The sequence below is a fragment of the Brevundimonas sp. DS20 genome (genome assembly GCF_001310255.1).
GTDB classification, from domain to species: domain Bacteria; phylum Pseudomonadota; class Alphaproteobacteria; order Caulobacterales; family Caulobacteraceae; genus Brevundimonas; species Brevundimonas aurantiaca.
Genome location: NZ_CP012897.1, coordinates 2,198,458 through 2,219,545, shown reverse-complemented (window position 1 = coordinate 2,219,545; position 21,088 = coordinate 2,198,458). Strand labels below are relative to the sequence as shown.

The following is a 21,088-nucleotide window of genomic DNA, read 5'->3' as shown; positions in this document are numbered from 1 at the left end:
CGGGCCGCTCACTTCGCCACCGACCCGGGCTTTGGCCCCGGCCGTGTGATCATGGGCGTAGCCGCCGTCGTCACTCAGGCTTCTTCCCCCGCTCTCGTTTCGGCCCGGGAGTCGCGGAGGATGTCGACGCCGCCCTTCACGGCGATGCCGGCCACGATTAGGCCCACGACCAGATCCGGCCAGGACTGATCCAGCCACAGGACCAGGCCACCCGCGATCAGGATGCCGCCGTTGGAGGCGAAATCGTTGAAGCTGAAGGTCTCGGCGGCCTTCATGTTCACATCCTCGCTGCGTTGGCGCCGGATCAGTTCCAGGCACACCAGGTTCACGATGGCGGCGACCACCGCCATGCCCATCATCGTCCAGCCTATGGGCTCCGTCCCCATCAGCGTTCGTCTCAGCACGTCCAGCAGGACGCCCGCAGCGAAGATCAGCAGCAGGATTCCGGAGGCCCGGGCGGCGCGGGTCTTCCAGATCAGGGCGCGGCCCACCGCCAGAAAGCTGATGAGGTAGACGGCGGAGTCAGACGCATTGTCCAGGGCATTGGCCAGCAGAGCGCTGGAATCGGCGAGCAAGCCGCCGATCCCGAGCCCTACAAACAGGGCGGCGTTGAGGATCAACACCACCAGCAGGGTGCGGCGCTGGACGCCTTCCGTCTCGTCTCGTTCGCTCATCAATCCTCGATCCCTTCCGCCTTGCGATGCTTCACCGCCTTGGCGGCGAAGGTGGGCAACACCAGCAGTGTCAACGCAGTCGCCGTCAAAAGGCCCCCGATGACCACTGTGGCCAATGGTTTCTGGACCTCGGCCCCGGCCCCGTGGGCGATGGCCATGGGAATAAAGCCCACGATGGCCACCAGGGCGGTGGTCAGAACCGCCCGCAGGCGGCTGGACGCCCCTTCGATCGCGGCCTCACGCGGCGCCAGGCCCGCCGTCAGCCGCTCGCGGATGGCCTGCATCAGCACCAGGCCATTCAGGGTCGCCACCCCCGAGACGGCGATGAAGCCGACCGCCGCCGAGACGGAGAAGGGCATGCCGCGCAAGAGCAGCGCCAGGGCCCCGCCGACCAAGGCGAGCGGGACGCAGGCGAACACCAGACCGGCTTCAGCGAATGAGCCGAGGGCCATGAAAAGCAGGACCCCGATGAGGATGAATACGATCGGAACCACGAGGCCCAGACGCTGTTCGGCGCGCTTGAGATTCTCGAACTGACCGCCCCAATCGAGCCGGACGCCCGGCGGAAGATCGATCCGCTCCACCCGCGTCTGCGCATCCGTGACGAAACCGCCGAGATCCCGGCCGCGGACGTTGGCCTGCACCACCATGCGCCGACTGCCGTTGTCGCGGCTGATCTGGTTGGGCCCCTCGGCGGTCTGGATGCGCGCCACCGAGGACAGGGGCACCACCACGCCGGTCGAGGAGACGATCGGCAGGGCGGCCAGGCTGGTTGGATCGTTGCGGGTCGCCTCGGGCAGACGGACGACAACGTCGAAGCGCCGATCCCCTTCGAAGATGCGTCCAGCCTCTGTTCCGCCGATGGCGGTGGAGACCGCCTCCGAGACGTCCGCCGCCGACAGGCCGTAGTTGGCCGCCGCGAAGCGGTCGACGCTGACCGTCAGCGTCGGCAACCCCGACGCCTGTTCCACTCGAACGTCGGCGGAACCCGGTGTTTCCTCCAATGCGCGAGCCACCTGCTCGCCGACCCTCTGCAGGGTGTCGAAGTCGTCGCCGTAGACCAGCACCGCCAAATCGGTCCGGACGCCGGAGATCAGTTCGTTGAAGCGCAGTTCGATCGGCTGGCTGAACTCGAAATTATTGCCGATCTGCTGACTAACCGCCTCCTCAATGCGCTCGATGAGCGCCTCCTTTTCGAGGCCCGGGTCTGGCCAGTCGCCTCGGTCCTTGAGGATGATCACGCTGTCGGAGATGTTACGCGGCATGGGATCGACGGCGGCCTCCGCCGTGCCGGTGCGCGAGAACACCGTCTCCACCTCGGGCTGGGCCTTGACGACCCGCTCGAGGGCCATCTGCATAGCCAAGGACTGGTCCAGCGAAGCGGACGGCACCCGCAGGGCCTGCATGGCGATATCGCCCTCATCGAGGGTGGGAATGAACTCCCGGCCGAGGGTGGCGAAGGCCAGACTGCCGACGACCAAGGCGCCCAGGGCCGAGGCGAGCACGACACGGGGCTTGTCTACGGCGGCGCTGATCGCGGGTTGGATCCAGCGGCGGGCGAAGCGCAGGACGCGGGTTTCGTGCTCCTGCACGCGGTCGTTGGCGTCGAGGTGGGCGCTTTTCGGGTCGCGTACCAGCAGCGCAGTCATGGCCGGGACGAAGGTGAAGGAGAAGATGAAGGCGCCGACCAGGGCGAGCATGACGGTCGCCCCCATGGGAATGAAGGTCTTACCCTCCACGCCCTCGAGCATCAGCAGGGGGGTGAAGACCAGCAGAATGATCAGCTGGCCGAAGGCGGCCGGCTTCACCATCTGCCGGGCCGCGGCCATGGCGACGTCCAGTCGTTCGTGACGGCTGAGCATGCGGCCCAATTCCGCGCGCCGCCGGGTCATCATCAGCAGGGTATTCTCCACCACCACCACCGCCCCGTCGACCATCAGGCCGAAGTCGAGGGCGCCGAGGCTCATCAGGTTTCCGCTGATGCCGAAGCGGTTCATGCCGATGACGGCGAACAGGAAGCTGATCGGGATCATCAGGGCGGTGATGCTCGCCGCCCGCAGGTTCCCCAGCAGCAGGAACAGCACGACGATGACGAGCAGGGCGCCTTCGGTCAGATTGCGCGCCACCGTGCCGATGGTGGAGTTCACCAGGGCGCTTCGGTCGAGCACGGTCACCGCCTCGATCCCGGGGGGCAGGGTCTCGCGCACCTCCTCGAGGCGCTCTCCGGCGGCCTGGGCCACGGTGCGGCTGTTGCCGCCGGCGATCATCAAGGCCGTGCCGAGCACCGACTCGTGGCCATCGCGGCTCGCGCCGCCCAGCCGCGGAGCTTGCCCGACCTCGACCGTCGCCACATCGGCGACGCGCACCACCAGGCCGCCCCGGTTGACGACCGGGGCCTGGGCAAGATCCTCGACGGTGGAGGCCAGGGCGTCGGTCCGGACGGTCAGCGCCTCGCCGCCGCGCTGGACGTAGCCGGCTCCGGCCTGGGTGTTGGCCCGCTCCAGGGCCGTGACGAGGTCGCCCAGCCCCAGCCCATACGCTGACAGGCGGGCGGCGTCGGGGCGGACGGCGTATTCCTTCACATAGCCGCCGATGGTGTCGACGCCGGCGAGCCCGGGCGTCGTCCGCATCTGCGGCGCGACGATCCAGTCCTGAACAGTGCGCAGGTAGGTGGCGCGCGCCTCGGGCGTGGTCAACCGCTCCCCCTCGGGGGTCAGGTAGACGCCGCCTGGCTGCCAGCCGGGTTGTCCCGGCCGGGCGAGGTTGCGGCTGTTGAACGGCAGATAGTCCACGGTCCACATCAGGACCTCGCCGAGGCCGGTGGTGATCGGCGCCAATGCCGGCTCCACGCCCTCGGGCATGCTTTCGCGCGCCTGGGCGAGGCGTTCGGCCACCTGCTGGCGCGCGAAATAGATGTCCGTCTGGTCGGTGAAGATGACCGTGATCTGGCTGAAGCCGTTGCGGCTCAACGAGCGAGTGCTGGTCAGTCCGGGAATGCCGGCCATGGCCGTCTCGAGCGGATAGGTGACCTGCCGCTCGATCTGTTCCGGCGCGAGCGCCGGGGCGACGGTGGTGATCTGGACCTGCCGGTTGGTGATGTCCGGAACGGCGTCGATCGGCAGCTTGGTCAGTTCGAACAGACCGAGCGCGGCGACCAGCGCGGTCGCCAACACAACGAACCAGCGGAAGCGCACCGAGGCTTCAATGATGGATTTGAACATGCCGCGCCTCAGTCGTCATCGCCGGCCTCGCCCTTGGCGAGTTCGGCTTTCAAGAGAAAGGCGTTGGCGGCGGCGATGCGTTCACCCTCGTCGAGGCCGCGCAGGATCTCCGTGCGCCCTCCCGCCTGACGACCGGCCAGCACCGGGACGGCCCGGAAGCCGCCCTGGACCTGAACGAACACGACCGTCGCGCCTTCGATGGTCTGCACGGCTTCGCTGGGGACCGTCAGGCCGCCGGGGACGGCATCGCCCGTAACGATGGCGCCGGTGACGGCGGATCCCGTCGGCGGCAGCGACACGCCCGCCGGCCGGGCGCGAATGATCGTCGCGCCGCTCTCGGCGCCGGCGCCGGGCGCCACGCCGGTGACGACGGCTTCGAATTCCCCGTTGGGCCCGGTCGCCCTCAGGCGCGATCCGGCGCGGACCTGGGCGGCCAGAGCCGGCGGCGCGTTGAAGACCAGTTCAATCCGCGCGGGGTTGGTGACCTCGGCGACGACGCCGCCCTGGGGGACAAAGCCTCCGGGGCCGACCTGCACCGAGGTGACGACGCCCGAAATCGGGCTGGTCACGCTCAGCCGTCCCGAAGCGTTTGGCGATCCGGCCGCCGAAGCCCTGGCGCGGGCGGCGCGCGCCGACGCCTCGGCGCTGAGCGACTGGGCTCGGGAGGTCTCCACCTCCTGCCGGGCCACCACGCCCTGGTCGGCCAGGTTGCGATCGCGGTGATAGGCCTGGCGCGCGGCTTCGGCCTGCGCCACCGCCGCGTCGGCGTCGGCGCGGAAGGTCGCGGCGTCGCCGCTGACCAATGTGGCGAGGGCCTGACCGGCGCGCACGGACTGCCCCGGCGCGACGAGCACGCGCTCGACCCGGCCGCCGACCGAGGCGGCCACGGCGGCGCGCGCATCGACCATGGGCTCGACGCGTCCCGCCAGCCGGGTCTCTGACCCGCCGCCGGCGCCGACGGCGACCACGGCGATGCCGGCGGCGCGGATCTGTTCGGCCGTGAGCGCCACGACGCCTTCGGGGGCCTCGGCGCCCTCGCCTTCCGCGTGCCCCTCCTCTTCCGCGTGACCGGCCTCGCCCTCGGCGGCCGGCCGCGCGTCGCGATTGAGAGCCAGGAACAGCCCGCCGCCTCCGAGCAGGACGACGGCGGCGACGCCGCCAATGAGCAGCGTTCTGTTGGATTGCGGCTTGCGCATTATTGGACCCCTCCGAAGGGTGCGCGCGCTTGCAGGCGCGCGAGATCGATTTCGGCGCGGACGCGCGCCAGGCGGGCGTCGACGGCGGCGTTGCGGGCGGTGATGAGGGCGGCGCGGGTTCCGCGCAGCTCCAGTTGCGAGATGCGGCCGGCCTCGAAGCCGATCCGGGACAGGCGATAGGCTTCCTCGGATGAGGTCACGCCGGCGTCGGCGGCCGCGACGCGGCTCACCGAGGCGTTCAGCCGGGCGACCGCGGCCTGACCGTCGGCCTCGGCCTCCTGGCGCGCGCCGGCCAGGCGGGCGTCCGCGGCGCGGAACTCGGCCTGGGCCGCGTCGATATTGCCGCGGTTCCGGTCGAACAGGGGCAGCGGCATGCTGATGCCGAAGGTCAGCGCTGTCGCATCCTCGGCTTCGTAACGCCGAACGCCGACGCTGGCGCTGACATCGGGCCGCGCGCGCACTCGCTCGACGGCGATCCGCCGTTCGGCCGCTTCGCGTTCGGCCTCGGCGACGCGAACGGCCGGCGCCCCGGGAGCGGCTTCGATGGCCGTCCGGGTCGGCGCGTCGTCCAGCAGGCTGTCGACGATCGAGGTGACCGGCGCGGGCAGCATCGCGACAGCCGTCAGGCGGGCGAACGCCGCGTCCCGCTCGGCCTGCGCCTCGTCACGGGTCGCGCGGGCCGCCGCCGCCTCGCTCTCGGCCTGGATGCCGCGCAGCATGGGCTCGCGTCCCTCCTCCACGAGCACCAGGGCGGCGCGGGCGTCCGCGATGGTCAGGCTGAGCGCCTCCTCGGCCAGGGCGAAGCGCCGCTCGGCGGCTTCCGCTTCGGCGTAGGCGAGTGCGAGCCGTCCGGCGGCGTCGACGACCGCCTGATCGCGACGCAGCGAAGCCGTTCCGGCCTCCGCCCGCGCCACCTCGACCCGGGCGCCGCGCCGGCCCCACAGTTCGAGGTCCTGGGTGAGCGAGAGCGTGGTCTCGGCGTTGTCGTAGCCGGAAAAGGGACCGCTGCCGAAGGCGTTCTCCGCCTCGAGGGCGGCGGTCGGGTTGGGCCGCACGCGCGCCTGGCGCACCCGGGCCTCGGCCGCTTCGAGCAAGGCGTCGGCCTCGGCCGCGGAGGGGCTGGCCCCTATGCGCTCAAGCAGGGTCCGGAAGGATGGCGCGGGATCGGCCCAGGCCGGGCCGGTCAAGGCGGTCGTCAGGGCGACCACAGCGCAGCCGACCGCGAAAGGCGGCAAGCGGCGAATAGGGGATGGCATGTCTCATGTCCCGGAAGGTTGACGTGAAGGGCGCGCGCGAACGCGAGGTCACGTCAGGTTCTGGGCGGGCGCATGGGACCGGCGGGCATCCGGGAGGCCGGCGCCTGATCGAGCGATGGCGCCAAGGGCGCGCGATCGAGGGCCATCGACCTCATGTCGTCAATCGCCGGCGGCGCGGTAATGCCGCAATGGTGGCAATGGCCGTGGGCGCAGGCGACCTGACCTGCTGCGTCCTTGCGTTCGCCGTGACCTGTATCGGACACAGCGACGACGTCCGACGCGGCCAGGCCTTGCAAGCTTCCGGTCTCGGGTGCGCAGGCGAAGGCGTCGGCTGCGGAAACCAGGACGAACAGGGCCAGGAACGACGCGAGCAGCGCCGCCATCCACCCATGCCTAGTCGAGGGAAACCCCATGCCGTCCCATAACACGGTGCGCCGCGACATCAATCGCCTCATCGTCGCACCGCCCGATACAGAGAGATGGATCCGGTGGCGGTCGGGATGACATCGAGCACTTGAACCTGTGTGAAGCCGGCCTCGGCCATCAGCGTAGGCAGAACGCCGTCGGCGTTCGGTTGGGTGTTTTCGTAGCCGTCCAGAGACTGCACCAGGCGGAAGAGCACGCGCATCGCACCCGACTGGCGGCCGTAGTCCGCGACATGCAGCGTTCCGCCCGGCTTGAGCGCCCGCAGGCTCGCGGCGAGGCCCGCTCGCTTCTCGGCCATGGGCAGCTGATGGAAGACCAAGCTGGAGACCACCTTGTCGGCGGCGTCCTCGCCCAGGAGCGCCGCCACATCGCGCGAAAACCCCTGGATGAAACGGACGGCCTGACCTGCAGCGGCCGTCTTCGTCTCGGCCCGCCTGAGGATGTCGCCGTCGGGATCGAGGCCGAAGATGCGCGCGTCCGGCGCCCGGTTCGCCATGGCGATCGCGAATGAGCCGGTTCCACATCCAAGATCGATGATCGTCTCGCCAGGGGACGGAGCCACCTGTTCGAGAAGGCGGCTCCGCCACAGCGGTTCCCGGGTCAAAAGCGCGATGGCCGGATCATACAGCCCGCTCAGGGCTGTATGGCCGAGCGCGGGGGTGAAGTTCGCGGTCACGCGGCGGCCTTCAGTTCTTCGCGGGACTGACGAATGATCGACCAGCCGGATTGCAGGAAGACCACCGCCAGGATCGCGCCGGCGATCAGGTCGGGCCAGCGAGAGGCGGTCAACCAGACGGCCACGCCCGTGGCCGCGACCACCAGGCTCTGGATCAGGTCGTTGCGCGTGCACAGCCAGACCGAACGGACATTGGCGTCGCCTTCGCGATGGCGGACCAGCAGCAGCGCGGCCAGGGCGTTGGCGAAAAAGCCCAGGGCGCCCAGGCCGGTGATGACGACGCCTTCCGGGGGCGCCCCCGAGGTCGCCCGCCAGATCGCGTAGCCAAGGATGAACAGCGCCAGCGCCGCGAGGCTGGCGCCCTTGATGATGGCGGCCCCGGATCTCACGGCGACCGAGCGCCCGATCACGGCCAGGCTGATGCCGTAGGTGGCGGCGTCGGCCAGGAAGTCGAGGGCGTTGGCACCCAGCGAGGCCGAGCCCTGCAGGGCCGCGCCGCCGGCGATGGCCAGGAAGGCGGCGCCGTTGATAGCGATCACCGCCATCAGGATGCGGCGATAGGCCGGCGTGGCGCCGTCGAACTTGACGGCCGCGCCGCAGCCGCAGCCGGCGGCCGCCGGTTCGGGGGACGAGAGGGAGTCAGTCATCGAAGTCCGCCTTTCACCACGAGAATGCATCCTCCAGTCGCTCGAGGATCAAGAACAAAAATGGATGCCTCGCCCAAAAAGACGCGGTTTGGCGGAACCGACTTGATCCTCTAGTAGCTAGAGGACGCACAATCGGACGAAATCCACAGGAGGCCTCATGATCACGATGCACCCGTCGCGACGCGGTCCCAGCCGCATGCGGGCGATCGCCTTCTCGTTCTTCATGCTGATCGCCGCTCTGGATCAGGCCGCCAAGGCCGCGGCTCGCGCCCGACTCGAGAGCCCGGTGGACCTCACGCCGTTCCTCGCGCTGCGTTTGGGATTCAATCCCGGCGTCACCTTTGGCCTGTTCGCAGACTCGGGCGCGGTGGGACGATGGGCCCTGAGCGCCGTGGCATTCCTGATCATCGGCGTCCTGCTGACCTGGATCTGGCGTACGCGAAGCGCCGTCACGGCGGTCGCGGCGAGCCTCATCGCCGGTGGAGCGCTCGGGAACCTGCTCGATCGTCTGCGCTCCGGCGCGGTGACGGATTTCATCGATCTTCATTGGGGCGACGCGCACTGGCCGACCTTCAACCTCGCCGATGCGGCCATTGTTTGCGGCGTGGCGCTGCTCCTCCTGACCGTCCGGGGCTCGGACGGCCGCCCGGCGACGTCGACCCTGGGACGGGCGGCGCGATGACCTTTTCCGCCGAACAGAAGGCGATCGCCGTCCGTTCGGGGTTGGCGATTCTCATCACCGCTGCGGCGGTGGCGTCAGCTTGGCTATGGCTTTCGCCACGTCTCCTGGGCGCCGCGCCGGACATGGCGACAGCTGATCGGCTGGCCTACGCCCTGAAGGCGGACCTCCTCGTTTTCCTGTGGCTCGCCGGTTGTTTGAGGGCCGTGGCGAGCATCCGGTTCCGGTCCGACGCCGACCGGCCGGGTTCCGCCTATGCGGCGCCCAGCTCGAGGCTCGCCGTGCCTGCCGCCGTGCTTCAGAACACCCTGGAGCAGACGGTCCTGGCGGTGGGCGCCCACCTGGTGCTCGCCACCGTGCTGCGCGGCGAGGAGATGGTCGTGCTGCCGGTGCTGGTCGCCCTCTATCTGATCGGCCGCGTGTTGTTCGCCCACGGTTATGCCCGGGGCGCGGCGGCCAGGGCCTTCGGCATGGCCCTTACCGGCGCTTCCACGATCGCCGCCTTCGGCGCCGCCATCGTCCTCATGGGGCTGGGCCGATGATCCTTTTCCGTCCTGCGCCTGCCGCCCTTCAGCCCGCTGCTGCGAGATGATGCGATGACCCTGCCCTCCCCGGCCTCGTCCGGCCTGCGCCCTATCGGCAAGCTCGCCGCGGCCACCGGCGTCAAGGTCCCGACCATCCGCTTCTACGAGGAGATCGGCCTGCTTCCCGCCGCCCCGCGCACCGCCAGCGACCGGCGGATGTATGACGACGCGGCGGAACGCCGCCTGTCGTTCATTCGGCATGCACGGCAATTGGGCTTCGATCTGGACTCGATCCGCTCCCTGCTGGATCTGTCCGATCACCCTGATCGGCCCTGCGCCGAAGCCAGCATCCTCGCCGAACGTCATCTGGCGGAGGTGACGCATAAGATCGCCCGACTCCGGGCCCTGCAACGCGAGCTTTCGCGGATGACGGCGGAATGTGCCGGCGGCCGCGTGTCCGCCTGCAAGGTGATCGAAGCCCTGCACGATCCCTCGGCGCCGGTTTGAAGACGAACCCGACCCGGGTTTGCACCGCTCCTCGGCCTCGCCGTGCAGGTCGGCGCTGAAGGTCAGAACGGGCCCGGGATGATGCAGGAGCCATTGGGTCACCGCGACGTTTTGAGTAATCCCGCGGCCCTCGTCGCGCTCCCTTCGTCCATGGAGGACTTCGATGGCGCATCGATCGACACAGCGACACGCCGATCAGACGTTCGCCCTTTTGACGGACCCGTACAGGCGCATCTCCCGCCTGTTCGAGCAGGCCGGCGCGGACGCAATCGAGACCCGTCTGGCGCTGAAGGAGACGGCCTGTCTGAGAGGGCGCGAAGCGGCCCAGGTCTTCTACGACGAGACCCGCATCTCGCGCGCGGGCGCCATGCCGGCGCCTGTCCGACGCACACTGCTCGGCGAAGGCGGCGTCCAGGGCCTGGATGGCGAAGCGCACCGCGCCCGCAAACGCGTGTTCATGGCTCTTATGTCGCCGGAACGGATCGCGCGGCTGGGCGACCTGTTCGAGGCGGAATGGCGACGCGCGGCCGTTGAATGGGCTGGCCAGGAAGAGATCGTGCTGTACGACGCCCTGCAGCCGGTGCTCACCCGCGCCGTCTGCCGCTGGGCGGGGGTGCCGCTGAATCCCGACGACGAAGCGAAACGGGTCAGTCACCTCAGGGCGCTGTTTGACGCGGCAGGATCGCGGGGGCCTCGCCACCTGTGGTCGAGGTACGCGCGGCGACGCGTCGACGCCTGGCTGGCCTCGATCATCGAGGGCATTCGCGCCGGACGACTGGCGCCGGATCCAGACACCGCCGCCTACGCCTGGGCCTGGGCGAGCGCGGATGATGGCGAACCGTTGGCGGCCCGGACGGCGGCGGTCGAACTGGCCAATGTGCTGAGGCCGACCGTGGCGACCTCGGTCTATATCGTGTTTGTGGCGCACGCGATGCAGGCGCACCCCGCGGCGGCCCGTCTGGCCACCGCGGACGCCGGCCGCCGCCGCGCCTTCGTTCAGGAGGTGCGACGCCTTTATCCGTTTTTCCCGGCGGTGATCGGGCGTGTGCGCGCGCCGTTTCGCTGGCGCAACCTTGACTTCCCGGTGGGTCGGCAGGTGATCCTCGATCTCTATGGCTCCAATCACGATCCTGCCGTCTGGACCGATCCCGACGAATTCCGGCCAGAGCGTTTCATCGACGGCTCCGGGGACGCGTTCGGCCTGATTCCCCAAGGCGGCGGGAACGCCCTGACCGGTCACCGTTGTCCCGGCGAAAGCATCGTCGTCGAATTGATGGAGCGGGCCCTCGGCTTGCTCGCCGGCCTGAACTACCGGCTGCCGGCTCAGGATCTGGAGATCGACTTCCGCCGCCTTCCGGCCCTCCCCAGGAGCGGGTTCCGAATGATGACGCGTCGGACTTCCCCGCGTGAGGGCGGCGCCTGATGTTTGCTCATGCGGGTGGCCGGCGCCTTCGTCCCTCTTTCACTTACAGCGAAGGCTGACGCGATGGCTTCGATGACATCCTATGACCTGGTGATAATCGGCGGCGGGCCGGGCGGGTACCCCTGCGCCATCCGGGCGAGCCAGCTCGGCATGTCGGTGGCGGTTATCGACGACCGGGAACTCCTCGGTGGAACCTGCCTGAACATCGGGTGCATTCCGTCAAAGGCGCTGCTGCAGGCCACAGAGCGGCTGGAGATGGCCCGCAATCTCGAGGCTTTCGGCGTCCTGGTCGACAATGTGCGGGCCGACCTTGCAGGCGTCATGCGGCACAAGGCCAGGGTCGTGACGGAGCTTGGTGAAGGGGTCGCCTACCTCCTGCGCAAGAACAAGGTCACCCGCCTGCAGGGCCGCGGCCGGCTGCTGTCGCGCGACCGTGTGGAAGTGAGCGCCCCGGACGGCAGCTTCGAGGTGCAGGTCCGCAAGGCGATCGTGCTCGCCAGCGGATCGAAAGCGGCGACGTTGCCGGACCTGCCCATCGACGAGCAGCGGATCGTCACCTCGGCGGGCGCCCTCAGCCTGACGGCGGCGCCGCGCCATCTGGCGGTGATCGGCGGCGGCTATGTCGGACTGGAGCTGGGCTCCGTCTGGCGCCGTCTCGGCAGCGAGGTCACCGTCGTCGAGGTGCTCGACCGGATCGCGTCCGGCGTTGATTCAGAGATGTCGACGGCGCTGCACAAGGTGCTCGAGGCCCAGGGCTTCCAATTCTGCCTGGCGCACAAGGTGGTCGGATCGCGAATGGAGGCGGACGACGTCGTCCTTGAGGTCGAGCCCATGGGAGACGGCGCGCGAGGAACCATCAAGGCCGATGTCGTGCTCGTGTCCATTGGCCGACGTCCCGCCACCGACGGACTCGATCTGGAGACGGTCGGCATCAAGCCGGACCCAAGGGGCTATATTCCGGTCGACGACGGCTTTCGAACCAGCGCCGAAGGGGTCTACGCCATCGGCGATGTCATCGGCGGCGCCATGCTGGCCCACAAGGCGGAGGAAGAAGGGATCGCCCTTGCCGAGCGCCTTGCCGGCGCCGCGGGCCATGTCGACTACGGAACGATCCCGGCCGTCGTCTACACCTGGCCGGAACTGGCCTCAGTCGGGCGCACCGAGGACGACCTCAAGGCGGCCGGCGTGGCCTATCGCGTCGGGCGCTTTCCGTTCTCGGCAAACGCCATGGCCAAGGCGCGGTTGGAGAAGAACGGGCTGGTCAAGGTGTTGGCGGACGCCGGCACGGACAGGATTCTCGGCGTGCACATCCTGGGGCCGGACGCGGGCAGCCTGATCCATGAAGCGGTCGCCGTCATGCAATTCGGCGCGGCGGCCGAAGACGTGGCGCGGACGAGCCATGCGCATCCGACGCTTCCGGAAGCCTTGCGCGAGGCATGCCTGGCTGTGGCCGACCGCACGATCCACCTGTAACGACCGCCCGTCGCGTGGCTGCCCGGGCTGGCCGCGCGGCGCCGAGGCGTCCCGGCGGGCGTAGAGGACCCGTAGCCGCCTACGAGCCCGGCCGCGTCGCGAATAAAGCGCGACAGCGTCGCCGCCTGAATGCTAATGCGAGCCGTTCACATCTGGATTGACCATGCGTCCTCTGCTCCGTCTGCTTGCCCTGCTGTTCGCCCTGGGGCTGGCCGCGCCCGCCCTGGCCCAGACGCCGTCCGCCTCCGAGGCCCAGGTCGCCTGGCGGCTGCTCGACTATGTAGCGGTCGACTACGCCGGCGCGGTGGCCGACGGTCAGGTGACCAATCCGGCCGAATACGGGGAGATGATCGAGTTCGGCGGCCAGATCCGGACCCGCCTGGACGCCCTGCCGCCGAATCCGGCCAAGGCCGGTCTGGTCCGCGACGCCGAGGCCCTGCAGGCGGCCATCAGGGACAAGGCGGATCCGCGCGTCGTTGGCGACCGGGCCAAGGCGCTCGCCGGCGCGGTGCTGACGGCCTATCCGAGCCCGCTGGCGCCTTCGTTCCCGCCTGATCTGGCCCGCGGCGCGACGCTCTATGCCGAGCAATGCTCGGTCTGCCATGGCGTGACCGGACGCGCCGACGGCCCGGGCGCCGAGGGGCTTGATCCGCCCGCGATCGCCTTCGCGGATGTGGAGCGCGCCCGTCAGCGCAGCGTGTTCGGCCTCTACCAGGTCATCGATCAGGGGCTGGAGGGCACGGCGATGGCCAGCTTCGCCCATCTGCCGGCCGAGGACCGCTGGGCCCTGGCCTTCTACGTGGGCCGGTTCGCCTTCACCGACGCCGAAGCCGCCGAAGGTCGACGCCTCTGGGAGAGCGACCCGGCGATCCGCGCCGTCTTCCCGGACCTGGCCGCCCTCACCCAGGCGACGCCGGCCGAGCTGGCGACAAGGATCGGCGAGACGAAGGCACGGGCGGTCACGGCCTACCTGCGCCGCCACCCGGAGGCGACGGTCCGCGCCGAGGGATCGACCCTGTCCCTGGCCCGGACGCGACTGGCCGAAAGCGAGGCCGCCTATCGCCGGGGCGATCGCAGGGCCGCGACCGACCTGGCCCTGTCGGCCTATCTCGACGGCGTCGAACCGATGGAGCCGGCGCTGGGCGCCCGCGACGGCGCCTTGCTGCGGCGGGTCGAGACGGCCATGACCGACCTGCGCGTCTCGATCAGCAGGGGCGCGCCGGCCCAGGAGGTCGCGGACCGGGTCGCCCGCGCGAACGCCCTGCTGGACACGGCCGAACGCGCACTCGCGCCCCAGGAGGCGGACAATCTCGCCAGCTTCCTCGGCGCCTTCACCATCCTGCTGCGCGAAGGTCTGGAAGCCATCCTCATCGTGGTGGCGATGATCGCCTTCCTCAGGAAGGCCGAACGTCCCGAGGTGCTGCGCTACGTCCACGGCGGCTGGGTGGCCGCGCTGGTCGCCGGCGGCGCCACCTGGGCGGCCGCGACCTTCTTCATCTCCATCAGCGGCGCCAGCCGGGAGCTGACCGAAGGGTTCGGCTCGCTTCTGGCGGCCGTCGTGCTCGTCTCGGTCGGCATCTGGATGCACGGCAAGTCGCACGCCGACGCCTGGCAGACCTATATCCGCGACAAGCTCTCTCACGCCCTGTCGAAACGGTCGGCCTGGTTCCTGTTCCTGCTGGCCTTCGTGGTGGTCTACCGCGAGGTGTTCGAGACCATCCTGTTCTATGCGGCGATCTGGAGCCAGGGCGGCCATCTCGGCATGCTGGCCGGCGCCCTTACGGCGGTGGCGATCCTGGCCGTGGTGGCCTGGGCCTTGCTGGCCTACAGCAAGCGCCTCCCGATCGGCCGGTTCTTCTCCCTGAGCTCGATCCTGATGGCCATCCTGTCGGTCGTCCTCGTCGGCAAGGGGGTGGCGGCGCTGCAGGAGGCGGGCTGGCTCGATGTCCATCCGCTGGCGTGGATCCCCCGCATCGAGATCCTCGGTCTTTATCCGACGGTCGAAGGCGTCGCCGTTCAGCTTCTGACGATCGCTATCCTCGTGGTCGGCTTCTCCCGGCATGCGGCGCCGAAAGGCGCGCGCCCAGCCTCTTGAGCGGGCGTCTGAGGCCCTCAACTGCGACCCGTTGGCAGGGTTTCGGAGCTGCTTGGGCGCCGATAGCCGCGCAGTCCGCGGATACCCAAGGTGCGGGGCCGCAGCCGATAGCGTGCGGAGACCACCCTTGGTGCGGAGATTAGGCGCCCTATTCTCCGCACTTCGCGCGGAGAATAACCTTGCTCTTGCGGCGAATAGCGCCCATATTCTCCGCAAGGAGTGCGGGGAATGGCGCAATACATCCATGAGATCGAAGGCTGGCCGCGTCTGGACTGGCGCGCTGACGCGCTTGCCGATCGCCTCGCAGCCGTCCGTCATCGCCAGGGCCTTCTGCTTGGCCGGATGCACACGCTCGGCTTCGACCTCCGCGCTGAAGCCGTCCTCGAGACCCTTACCGAAGATGTCCTGAAATCCAGCGAAATCGAAGGCGAGCTGCTCGACAAGGATCAGGTGCGATCCTCCATCGCCCGCCGCCTCGGCATGGATATCGGGGCCCTCGCCGACGCGGATCGCAACGTCGAAGGCGTCGTCGAAATGATGCTCGACGCGACCCAGAACTTTGCGTCTCCGCTCACCGAGGAACGGCTGTTCGCCTGGCACGCCGCCCTGTTTCCGACCGGGCGCAGCGGCATGACGAGGATCGTCGTCGGCGCCTGGCGCAACGAGAGCTCCGGCCCGATGCAGGTCGTCTCGGGCCCCTTCGGACGAGAGCGCGTGCACTATGAAGCGCCCCTTGCCGACCGTCTGCAGGACGAGATGCGGGCGTTCCTCGACTGGTTCAATGACGAGCCGCGGACGGATCCGGTCCTCAAGGCCGCGATCGCCCACCTGTGGTTCGTGACCATCCACCCGTTCGACGACGGGAACGGCCGGATCGCGCGGGCGATCGCCGACATGGCGCTCGCCCGCTCCGAGAAAAGCGCTCAACGCTTCTACAGCATGTCCGCCCAGATCAGGCTGGAGCGCAAGGACTACTACGCCACCCTGGAGGCGACCCAGAAAGGCGCGCTGGACGTGTCCCTCTGGCTGGACTGGTTCCTCGGCTGCCTCGATCGCGCGTTCGATGGCGCGGAAACCACCCTGACGCATGTCATGCGCAAGGCGCGCTTCTGGGAGGCGCTAGCAGGTCAGACGTTGAGCGAGCGCCAGAGCACGGTCATCAACCGGCTGCTCGACGGCTTCGAAGGCAAGCTCACCTCGACCAAATGGGCGGCGCTGACGAGGTCCTCGCCCGACACGGCCCTGCGCGACATCAACGATCTGGTGGGGCGGGGCATCCTCGTGAAGGATGAAGGCGGCGGGCGCAGCACAAGCTATTCGCTGGTCGATCGAGGATAGGCGGGACCGCACGACGCCGGCACGGCACTTCGCCAGGTCGGTCGCTCAAGACCCGAGCCTCAACAGGGAGGATCGCAATTCGCCACATCTGGCGAGTTACCGCCAACAACCCGCCTAATTCGCCAGAAGTGGCGAATTACCACCTTTGCCAGGCGCGCGACGCCGCAAGGCGCCGCCGACGCGGCCTCACGCCTGACGCGCGATGGCGATGGCGGAGAGATCCGCTGCGGCCTCGACCGGACTGCCGGCCGCCTTGCGCTCGGAGTAGCGGTCCACGAGCTGGGTGGCGTGCGGTCGAGTGAGGACAGTGAAGCGCACCAGCTCCTCCATCACATCGACGATGCGCTCATAGTAGGCCGAAGGCTTCATCCGGCCGGCCTCGTCGAACTCCTGAAAGGCCTTGGCCACGCTCGACTGGTTGGGAATGGTGATCATCCGCATCCAGCGGCCCAGAAGGCGCAGGGTGTTGACGGCGTTGAAGCTCTGGGAACCGCCCGACACCTGCATCACCGCGAGCGTGCGGCCCTGGGTCGGGCGCATGCCGCCCAAACTCAATGGCAGGTGATCGATCTGCAGCTTCATCAGTCCGGAGACCTGGCCGTGCCGTTCCGGACTGCACCAGACCATGCCCTCCGACCACAGGGCGTGCTCGCGCAGCTCGCGCACCGCCGGATGGTCGTCGTCGCCGGGCGAGCCCGGCAGAGGCAGGTCGGAGGGGTCGAAGATGCGGGTCTCGCATCCCATGCGCTGCAGCAAGCGGGCCGCTTCCTCGACGCAGAGCCGCGAATAGGAGCGCTCGCGCAGCGACCCGTACAGGAGAAGGATGCGTGGCGGGTGGTCGTGCGGACCCAGGCCGGCGGCCGGGTTGCTCGACAGATAGGCCGCGTCCAGGGCCGGCAGATGATCGGGATCCGGCAGCGGCCGCAGGCGGGCGAAGATCATCCGAGATCCTTGGTCAGATAGGCGGCCGAGGCCGGGCAGATGTCTGCGAACTCGCGGGTTCGCCGGATCGCGGCGGGCGCGGCCGCCCGATCTGCGGCGGCGAAGCCGCGCCGGGCGAAGAAGGGCTCGGCCGTCGTGGTGAGCAGGTGGAGCCGTTCTCCGCCCAGCTCGCTCGCCGCGGCCTCGGCGGCGCTCAGGATCCGGCTCCCGAGCCCCCGCGAATTCAGGCCAGCGAGTACGACCAGGGAGCGCAGCAGCAGGTCCCGCCCCTCTCCTTCCAGGCCGACGTAGCCGGCCAGGGCGCTGTCGTCGTCGGCTCGGAAGTAGCGGCCGGCCCCGGGCTCCGGCAGGCCCTCGCCCTGCAGGGCCGCGATCAGGCCGGCGTCATCCGCGTCCAGGAGATGCAGCACGACCATCAGGCGGCGTCCGCCGGCGGGGCCGTGTCCGGAAACCAGCGTCGGCCCATCCACAGCGCGACCGAGACCAGAAGGATCAGCACCGGCACCTCGACCAGCGGACCGATGACCGCAGCGAAGGCGACCGGCGAGGTCAGCCCGAAGGCCGCGATGGCCACCGCGATGGCCAGCTCGAAATTGTTCGAGGCGGCGGTGAAGGCCAGGGCGGTCGTGCGCGGGTAGTCGGCATCGATCAGCTTGCCCATGAGGAAGCTGACCACGAACATGACGAGGAAGTAGATGGTCAGGGGAATGGCGATGCGCAGGGCGTCCAGCGGCAGGGCCACCACCTCGCCGCCCTTCAGGCTGAACATGACCACGATGGTGAACAGCAGGGCGATCAGGGTGATCGGTCCGATGCGCGGCAGGAAGCGCCGCTCGTACCAGTCGGCCCCGCGGCGGGCGATCAGGCTGCGCCGGGTCAGGAAGCCGGCCAGGAAGGGAAGACCGAGGTAGACGAGAACGGCACCGGCGATGGTCCAGACGCTGACGTCCACCACGCTGCCCTGCAGGCCGAACAGGGGCGGCAGGACGGTGAGGAAGACCCAGGCGTAGAGGCTGAAGAACAGGATCTGGAAGATCGAGTTGAACGCGACGAGACCGGCGACATACTGGTCGTCGCCCCGCGCCAGTTGGTTCCAGACCAGCACCATGGCGATGCAGCGCGCCAGCCCGATCAGGATCACGCCGGTCATGTATTCCGGCTGGTCGCGCAGGAAGATGACCGCAAGGGCGAACATCAGCACAGGGCCCAGCACCCAGTTCTGGAACAGGGACAGGGCCAGCACCCGCTTGTCGGCGAAGACGCGCGGCAGTTCCTCGTACCGGACCCTGGCCAGCGGAGGATACATCATCAGGATCAGGCCGATGGCGATCGGAATGTTGGTGGTCCCGACCGAGAGGCCGTCGACCCAGGCGGGCAGGCCGGGAACCAGAGTCCCCAGTGCGACGCCCAAAGCCATGGCGGCGAAGATCCATCCCGTCAGCCAGCGGTCGAGAAAGGACAGGCGGCGCGGCGGGGCCGCGTCGGTGACCGGCGTATCGATCATCGCGCCACCCGAAGGCCAGCCGCCTCGATGACGACCTCGCCGTCCTCCTTGGTGAACCGCTTGAGATCATCGGCGGGCAGGAGGTCCAGAACGGCCTCGGACGGTCGGCACAGGCCGACGCCGAGAGGACTGACGACGATCGGGCGATTGAGCAGGATCGGATGGGCCTCGATCGCATCGAGCAACTGATCGTCTGTCAGGCCCGGGTCCCCGAGGCCCAGGTCGGCGAAGGGCGTGCCCTTGTCGCGCAACAGGTCGCGCAGCGGCTTGCCGGTTCGTTCGGCCAGCCAGGCGATCATGACGCGCGATGGCGGCGACCTCAGATACTCGATGACGTGCGGCTCGATGCCGACGTGGCGAATGAGCTCCAGAGCGTTGCGCGACGTCCCGCAGGCCGGGTTGTGATAGATGATGACGTCCACGGGATCCTCAGGCGCAGCAGGGGGTCAGTTCGGCCAGCAGAGGCTCGCATAGCTCCGCCCGGCCGCCGCAGCAGTCCTTGAGCAGGAACAGGACCAGGTCGCGCAGCCGGTCCAGATCGGCCCGGTAGATGATCGACCGGCTGCGACGCTCCGATTTGATAAGTCCCGCTCGGGACAGCACCCCCAGATGCGACGACAGGGTATTGGCCGGGATCGCCAGATGGTTGGAGATGTCACCGGCCGGCAGACCGGCCGGTTCGTGCCGCACGAGAAGTCGGAACGCCTCCAGCCGCGTCGACTGCGCCAGGGCGGCGAGAGCAAGAATCGAGGCTGCGGTTTCCATATTTCCGAACTAGTCGAACTATAGAAATGTGCAATCCCCGCTCTGCAGCCGGCCGTAAGCTTACGGTGGAGAGTTTGGCGGGTTGGCCTGCCGCAGCCTTTCGAGTTCGATTCCCATGACAACATGGAGATCTTCGATGGCCCAGGCCGACCCGCCGCTGAGGCGCACGATCAAGAAGCCGCAGCTCCGTCAGATGGTGCCATTGGCGGACAGCACCATCTGAGATGGAGCAGCGCGGCCAGTTTCCCCGGCGCTTCCTGCTGACCCCGCGCTGCGTGGTCTGGGACCTGGCCGAGGTGGAAGCCTGGCTGGCGCTTCGGCGGGCCAAGCCGATCCGCCGGGCGCCGCCGCCCGATGTCCGCAAGCGGATCACCCGCCCGGTCAGAGCCGCGGATCGAAACGAGGGCCGGCCGTTTCCGGGATAGTCAGATCCGGCGTGAATCCGCGCCCCGCCTCCCAGGCGTCCACGGCGTCTGACCACTGCTGGGCCATGTGGCGCCGCTGGGCCTCGAATTCGGCCTTGTTGTACACGCCGCGGGAAGATCGCTCTTCGTGGGCGAGGCATTTCTCGATCCAGTCCGAGTTGAAACTCATCTCGTGCAGGAGCGTGGAGGCCGTCCGGCGCAGGTCGTGAACCGTGAAGGGCTCCAGGGGCAGATCGCGCTCGCGCGCCAGCTCGGCGATGGCGCTGGTCACCCGGTTGAAAGTCGCCCGCGACATCGGCGCGTCGGCGTCATAGCGCGACGGCAGGATGTAGCGAGAGTTCCCGGCGCAGGTCTTCAGCGCGATCAGGATGTCGAGCATCTGGGTCGACAGGTAGACGTTATGCGGCCGCGACCGCTTCATCCGCTCTTTCGGGATCGACCAAACTGCGTTCTCGAAATCGACCTCGTCCCAGGTCCCGTCCTGCAATTCGCTCTTCCGCACCATGCTCAGCAGGATGAACTTCAGCCCGAGACGGATGGTCGGCAGGGTGGCCACCTCCCCCAGCAGGTTCAGCGCGATCCGGATCTCGCTCGGCGACAGCGACCGGTCCCGCGGCCGGAAGGTCGCGATGGACGCCGGCCCGACCCCGTCGGCGGGATTGTCGATCTTCTCGCCGTGCAGGATGGCGTAGGCGTAGATTTGTTTGACGATGTCGCGAACATGGATGGCCGTCGCCGGGGCGCCGCGATCCACAATGGTCATGCAGTGCGCTCTCAGGTCGTTCGGCGTGATCTCGTTCAGGAGCCGGTTTCGCCATTCGGGCAAAACCTCTCGGTTGAAGATCGACCGTCGCATCTGGCGCGTGCTGTCGGCCATCGGAGCGTGGTCCATCCACCGGATCGCCACCTGTTCAAACCGCTGGGCCTCTCTCAGCCTGCGTTTCACGCGTTGCTTGTCCAGCGCCGGTGAAACGCCCTCGGCGATCAGGCGCTTCGCTTCACGCAGCTTTTCCCGCGCCTCCCCCAGGGAGAGTCCCGCCGGACCGTAGGAACCGAAGGTCACCGTCTCGCGCCGCCCGTTGAAGCGATAGTCGTACCGGAAAGCGATGCCGCCTGTCGGTGTTACGAGCACGTACAAACCGTCCCTGTCGGTCTTTTTGTACGCTTTTGATTTCCCTCGCGTATTTCGCAATTCTGCGTCGGTTAGCATGCGAATTTTACTCCAAAAGACCGTCAGGCGTTTTCGGGGTCTTCGGCAGCGATTTCTTCAAGAAACTCATAGGCTTGTTTCAGAAAAAAGACCGTCAGGACGCCCTC

Annotated in this window: 21 protein-coding genes; 8 read left to right on the top strand and 13 right to left on the bottom strand. The window is 68.7% G+C overall.

What is annotated here, in order from left to right:
* Positions 1 to 74: 74 nt before the first annotated feature.
* The 7 genes from JL11_RS10815 to JL11_RS10785 form a co-directional block, all read right to left on the bottom strand.
* Positions 75 to 674 carry a cation transporter gene (locus tag JL11_RS10815; protein ID WP_054765668.1) on the bottom strand — a complete coding sequence of 200 codons (600 nt, stop codon included), beginning with the start codon at positions 672 to 674 and terminating at the stop codon, positions 75 to 77.
* A complete protein-coding gene (locus tag JL11_RS10810; RefSeq protein ID WP_054765667.1) occupies positions 674 to 3,895 on the bottom strand; it encodes an efflux RND transporter permease subunit in 3,222 nt (1,073 codons plus the stop codon). Before JL11_RS10810 ends, JL11_RS10815 begins: the two co-directional genes overlap by 1 nt.
* Before the next feature lie 8 nt (positions 3,896 to 3,903).
* Positions 3,904 to 5,091 carry an efflux RND transporter periplasmic adaptor subunit gene (locus JL11_RS10805; RefSeq protein WP_054765666.1) on the bottom strand — a complete coding sequence of 396 codons (1,188 nt, stop codon included), beginning with the start codon at positions 5,089 to 5,091 and terminating at the stop codon, positions 3,904 to 3,906.
* Positions 5,091 to 6,347: a TolC family protein gene (locus JL11_RS10800; RefSeq protein WP_054765665.1), complete on the bottom strand. Its 1,257-nt coding sequence runs from the start codon at positions 6,345 to 6,347 to the stop codon at positions 5,091 to 5,093. Before JL11_RS10800 ends, JL11_RS10805 begins: the two co-directional genes overlap by 1 nt.
* A 53-nt stretch (positions 6,348 to 6,400) precedes the next feature.
* Complete coding sequence (locus JL11_RS10795; RefSeq protein WP_066624846.1) at positions 6,401 to 6,730, bottom strand: hypothetical protein; 330 nt, start codon at positions 6,728 to 6,730, stop codon at positions 6,401 to 6,403.
* Between the two features lie 68 nt (positions 6,731 to 6,798).
* On the bottom strand, positions 6,799 to 7,449 hold the full coding sequence (locus tag JL11_RS10790; protein WP_054765663.1) for a class I SAM-dependent methyltransferase: 651 nt from the start codon (positions 7,447 to 7,449) through the stop codon (positions 6,799 to 6,801).
* A complete protein-coding gene (locus JL11_RS10785) occupies positions 7,446 to 8,096 on the bottom strand; it encodes a cation transporter (RefSeq protein ID WP_054765662.1) in 651 nt (216 codons plus the stop codon). Before JL11_RS10785 ends, JL11_RS10790 begins: the two co-directional genes overlap by 4 nt.
* Positions 8,097 to 8,253: 157 nt before the next feature.
* Between JL11_RS10785 and lspA the strand changes: the two genes are divergently transcribed.
* The 7 genes from lspA to JL11_RS10750 all read left to right on the top strand — a co-directional run bounded on the left by lspA (position 8,254) and on the right by JL11_RS10750 (position 16,135).
* Positions 8,254 to 8,778 carry a signal peptidase II gene (lspA, locus tag JL11_RS10780; RefSeq protein ID WP_082382684.1) on the top strand — a complete coding sequence of 175 codons (525 nt, stop codon included), beginning with the start codon at positions 8,254 to 8,256 and terminating at the stop codon, positions 8,776 to 8,778.
* Positions 8,775 to 9,317, top strand: coding sequence for an MAPEG family protein (locus JL11_RS10775; RefSeq protein ID WP_054765661.1), 543 nt, complete (start codon positions 8,775 to 8,777; stop codon positions 9,315 to 9,317). Before lspA ends, JL11_RS10775 begins: the two co-directional genes overlap by 4 nt.
* Positions 9,318 to 9,371: 54 nt before the next feature.
* A complete protein-coding gene (locus JL11_RS10770; RefSeq protein ID WP_054765660.1) occupies positions 9,372 to 9,806 on the top strand; it encodes a MerR family transcriptional regulator in 435 nt (144 codons plus the stop codon).
* A gap of 367 nt (positions 9,807 to 10,173) precedes the next feature.
* Entirely contained in the window at positions 10,174 to 11,229 is a 1,056-nt protein-coding gene (locus JL11_RS10765; protein ID WP_231681268.1) for a cytochrome P450, read from the top strand.
* Positions 11,230 to 11,301: 72 nt separating this feature from the next.
* Complete coding sequence (lpdA, locus tag JL11_RS10760; protein ID WP_197273300.1) at positions 11,302 to 12,702, top strand: dihydrolipoyl dehydrogenase; 1,401 nt, start codon at positions 11,302 to 11,304, stop codon at positions 12,700 to 12,702.
* Positions 12,703 to 12,865: 163 nt separating this feature from the next.
* Complete coding sequence (locus JL11_RS10755) at positions 12,866 to 14,797, top strand: cytochrome c/FTR1 family iron permease (RefSeq protein ID WP_003169303.1); 1,932 nt, start codon at positions 12,866 to 12,868, stop codon at positions 14,795 to 14,797.
* 228 nt (positions 14,798 to 15,025) lie between these two features.
* The gene (locus tag JL11_RS10750) at positions 15,026 to 16,135 is read left to right on the top strand and encodes a Fic family protein (protein WP_003169307.1); all 1,110 of its coding nucleotides are present in this window, start codon (positions 15,026 to 15,028) and stop codon (positions 16,133 to 16,135) included.
* Positions 16,136 to 16,321: 186 nt separating this feature from the next.
* On the opposite strand, the gene arsH is transcribed toward JL11_RS10750, so the two are convergent.
* Genes arsH through JL11_RS10725 form a run of 5 tightly spaced genes read right to left on the bottom strand, consistent with a single transcriptional unit; the run spans position 16,322 to position 19,346 of the window.
* Positions 16,322 to 17,077 (bottom strand): arsenical resistance protein ArsH, encoded by a 756-nt coding sequence (gene arsH, locus JL11_RS10745; protein ID WP_003169308.1) that lies wholly within the window; start codon positions 17,075 to 17,077, stop codon positions 16,322 to 16,324.
* The gene (locus tag JL11_RS10740) at positions 17,074 to 17,493 is read right to left on the bottom strand and encodes a GNAT family N-acetyltransferase (protein WP_003169309.1); all 420 of its coding nucleotides are present in this window, start codon (positions 17,491 to 17,493) and stop codon (positions 17,074 to 17,076) included. Before JL11_RS10740 ends, arsH begins: the two co-directional genes overlap by 4 nt.
* Positions 17,493 to 18,581, bottom strand: coding sequence for an ACR3 family arsenite efflux transporter (arsB, locus tag JL11_RS10735; RefSeq protein WP_054765657.1), 1,089 nt, complete (start codon positions 18,579 to 18,581; stop codon positions 17,493 to 17,495). The genes JL11_RS10740 and arsB overlap by 1 nt, the downstream gene beginning before the upstream one ends.
* On the bottom strand, positions 18,578 to 19,003 hold the full coding sequence (gene arsC, locus JL11_RS10730) for an arsenate reductase (glutaredoxin) (protein ID WP_003169312.1): 426 nt from the start codon (positions 19,001 to 19,003) through the stop codon (positions 18,578 to 18,580). Before arsC ends, arsB begins: the two co-directional genes overlap by 4 nt.
* A 7-nt stretch (positions 19,004 to 19,010) precedes the next feature.
* Positions 19,011 to 19,346 carry an ArsR/SmtB family transcription factor gene (locus tag JL11_RS10725; RefSeq protein WP_003169314.1) on the bottom strand — a complete coding sequence of 112 codons (336 nt, stop codon included), beginning with the start codon at positions 19,344 to 19,346 and terminating at the stop codon, positions 19,011 to 19,013.
* 224 nt (positions 19,347 to 19,570) lie between these two features.
* Between JL11_RS10725 and JL11_RS10720 the strand changes: the two genes are divergently transcribed.
* Positions 19,571 to 19,771 (top strand): helix-turn-helix transcriptional regulator, encoded by a 201-nt coding sequence (locus JL11_RS10720; protein WP_430641175.1) that lies wholly within the window; start codon positions 19,571 to 19,573, stop codon positions 19,769 to 19,771.
* Here the strand turns inward: JL11_RS10720 and JL11_RS10715 are convergent.
* On the bottom strand, positions 19,728 to 20,981 hold the full coding sequence (locus JL11_RS10715; protein WP_054765656.1) for a tyrosine-type recombinase/integrase: 1,254 nt from the start codon (positions 20,979 to 20,981) through the stop codon (positions 19,728 to 19,730). The genes JL11_RS10720 and JL11_RS10715 overlap by 44 nt on opposite strands.
* Positions 20,982 to 21,088 lie beyond the last annotated feature (107 nt).

Bases quoted from the DNA above. Each gene is read 5' to 3' on its own strand.
- JL11_RS10800 (WP_054765665.1), bottom strand. From the start codon at position 6,347: ATGCCATCCCCTATTCGCCGCTTGCCGCCTTTCGCGGTCGGCTGCGCT.
- JL11_RS10755 (WP_003169303.1), top strand. From the start codon at position 12,866: ATGCGTCCTCTGCTCCGTCTGCTTGCCCTGCTGTTCGCCCTGGGGCTG.
- JL11_RS10785 (WP_054765662.1), bottom strand. From the start codon at position 8,096: ATGACTGACTCCCTCTCGTCCCCCGAACCGGCGGCCGCCGGCTGCGGC.
- JL11_RS10815 (WP_054765668.1), bottom strand. From the start codon at position 674: ATGAGCGAACGAGACGAGACGGAAGGCGTCCAGCGCCGCACCCTGCTG.
- JL11_RS10740 (WP_003169309.1), bottom strand. From the start codon at position 17,493: ATGGTCGTGCTGCATCTCCTGGACGCGGATGACGCCGGCCTGATCGCG.
- JL11_RS10775 (WP_054765661.1), top strand. From the start codon at position 8,775: ATGACCTTTTCCGCCGAACAGAAGGCGATCGCCGTCCGTTCGGGGTTG.
- JL11_RS10720 (WP_430641175.1), top strand. From the start codon at position 19,571: ATGGAGCAGCGCGGCCAGTTTCCCCGGCGCTTCCTGCTGACCCCGCGC.
- JL11_RS10795 (WP_066624846.1), bottom strand. From the start codon at position 6,730: ATGGCGGCGCTGCTCGCGTCGTTCCTGGCCCTGTTCGTCCTGGTTTCC.
- arsB (WP_054765657.1), bottom strand. From the start codon at position 18,581: ATGATCGATACGCCGGTCACCGACGCGGCCCCGCCGCGCCGCCTGTCC.
- JL11_RS10765 (WP_231681268.1), top strand. From the start codon at position 10,174: ATGCCGGCGCCTGTCCGACGCACACTGCTCGGCGAAGGCGGCGTCCAG.
- JL11_RS10770 (WP_054765660.1), top strand. From the start codon at position 9,372: ATGACCCTGCCCTCCCCGGCCTCGTCCGGCCTGCGCCCTATCGGCAAG.
- JL11_RS10750 (WP_003169307.1), top strand. From the start codon at position 15,026: ATGGCGCAATACATCCATGAGATCGAAGGCTGGCCGCGTCTGGACTGG.
- arsH (WP_003169308.1), bottom strand. From the start codon at position 17,077: ATGATCTTCGCCCGCCTGCGGCCGCTGCCGGATCCCGATCATCTGCCG.
- JL11_RS10725 (WP_003169314.1), bottom strand. From the start codon at position 19,346: ATGGAAACCGCAGCCTCGATTCTTGCTCTCGCCGCCCTGGCGCAGTCG.
- JL11_RS10715 (WP_054765656.1), bottom strand. From the start codon at position 20,981: ATGCTAACCGACGCAGAATTGCGAAATACGCGAGGGAAATCAAAAGCG.
- JL11_RS10805 (WP_054765666.1), bottom strand. From the start codon at position 5,091: ATGCGCAAGCCGCAATCCAACAGAACGCTGCTCATTGGCGGCGTCGCC.
- JL11_RS10810 (WP_054765667.1), bottom strand. From the start codon at position 3,895: ATGTTCAAATCCATCATTGAAGCCTCGGTGCGCTTCCGCTGGTTCGTT.
- lspA (WP_082382684.1), top strand. From the start codon at position 8,254: ATGATCACGATGCACCCGTCGCGACGCGGTCCCAGCCGCATGCGGGCG.
- lpdA (WP_197273300.1), top strand. From the start codon at position 11,302: ATGACATCCTATGACCTGGTGATAATCGGCGGCGGGCCGGGCGGGTAC.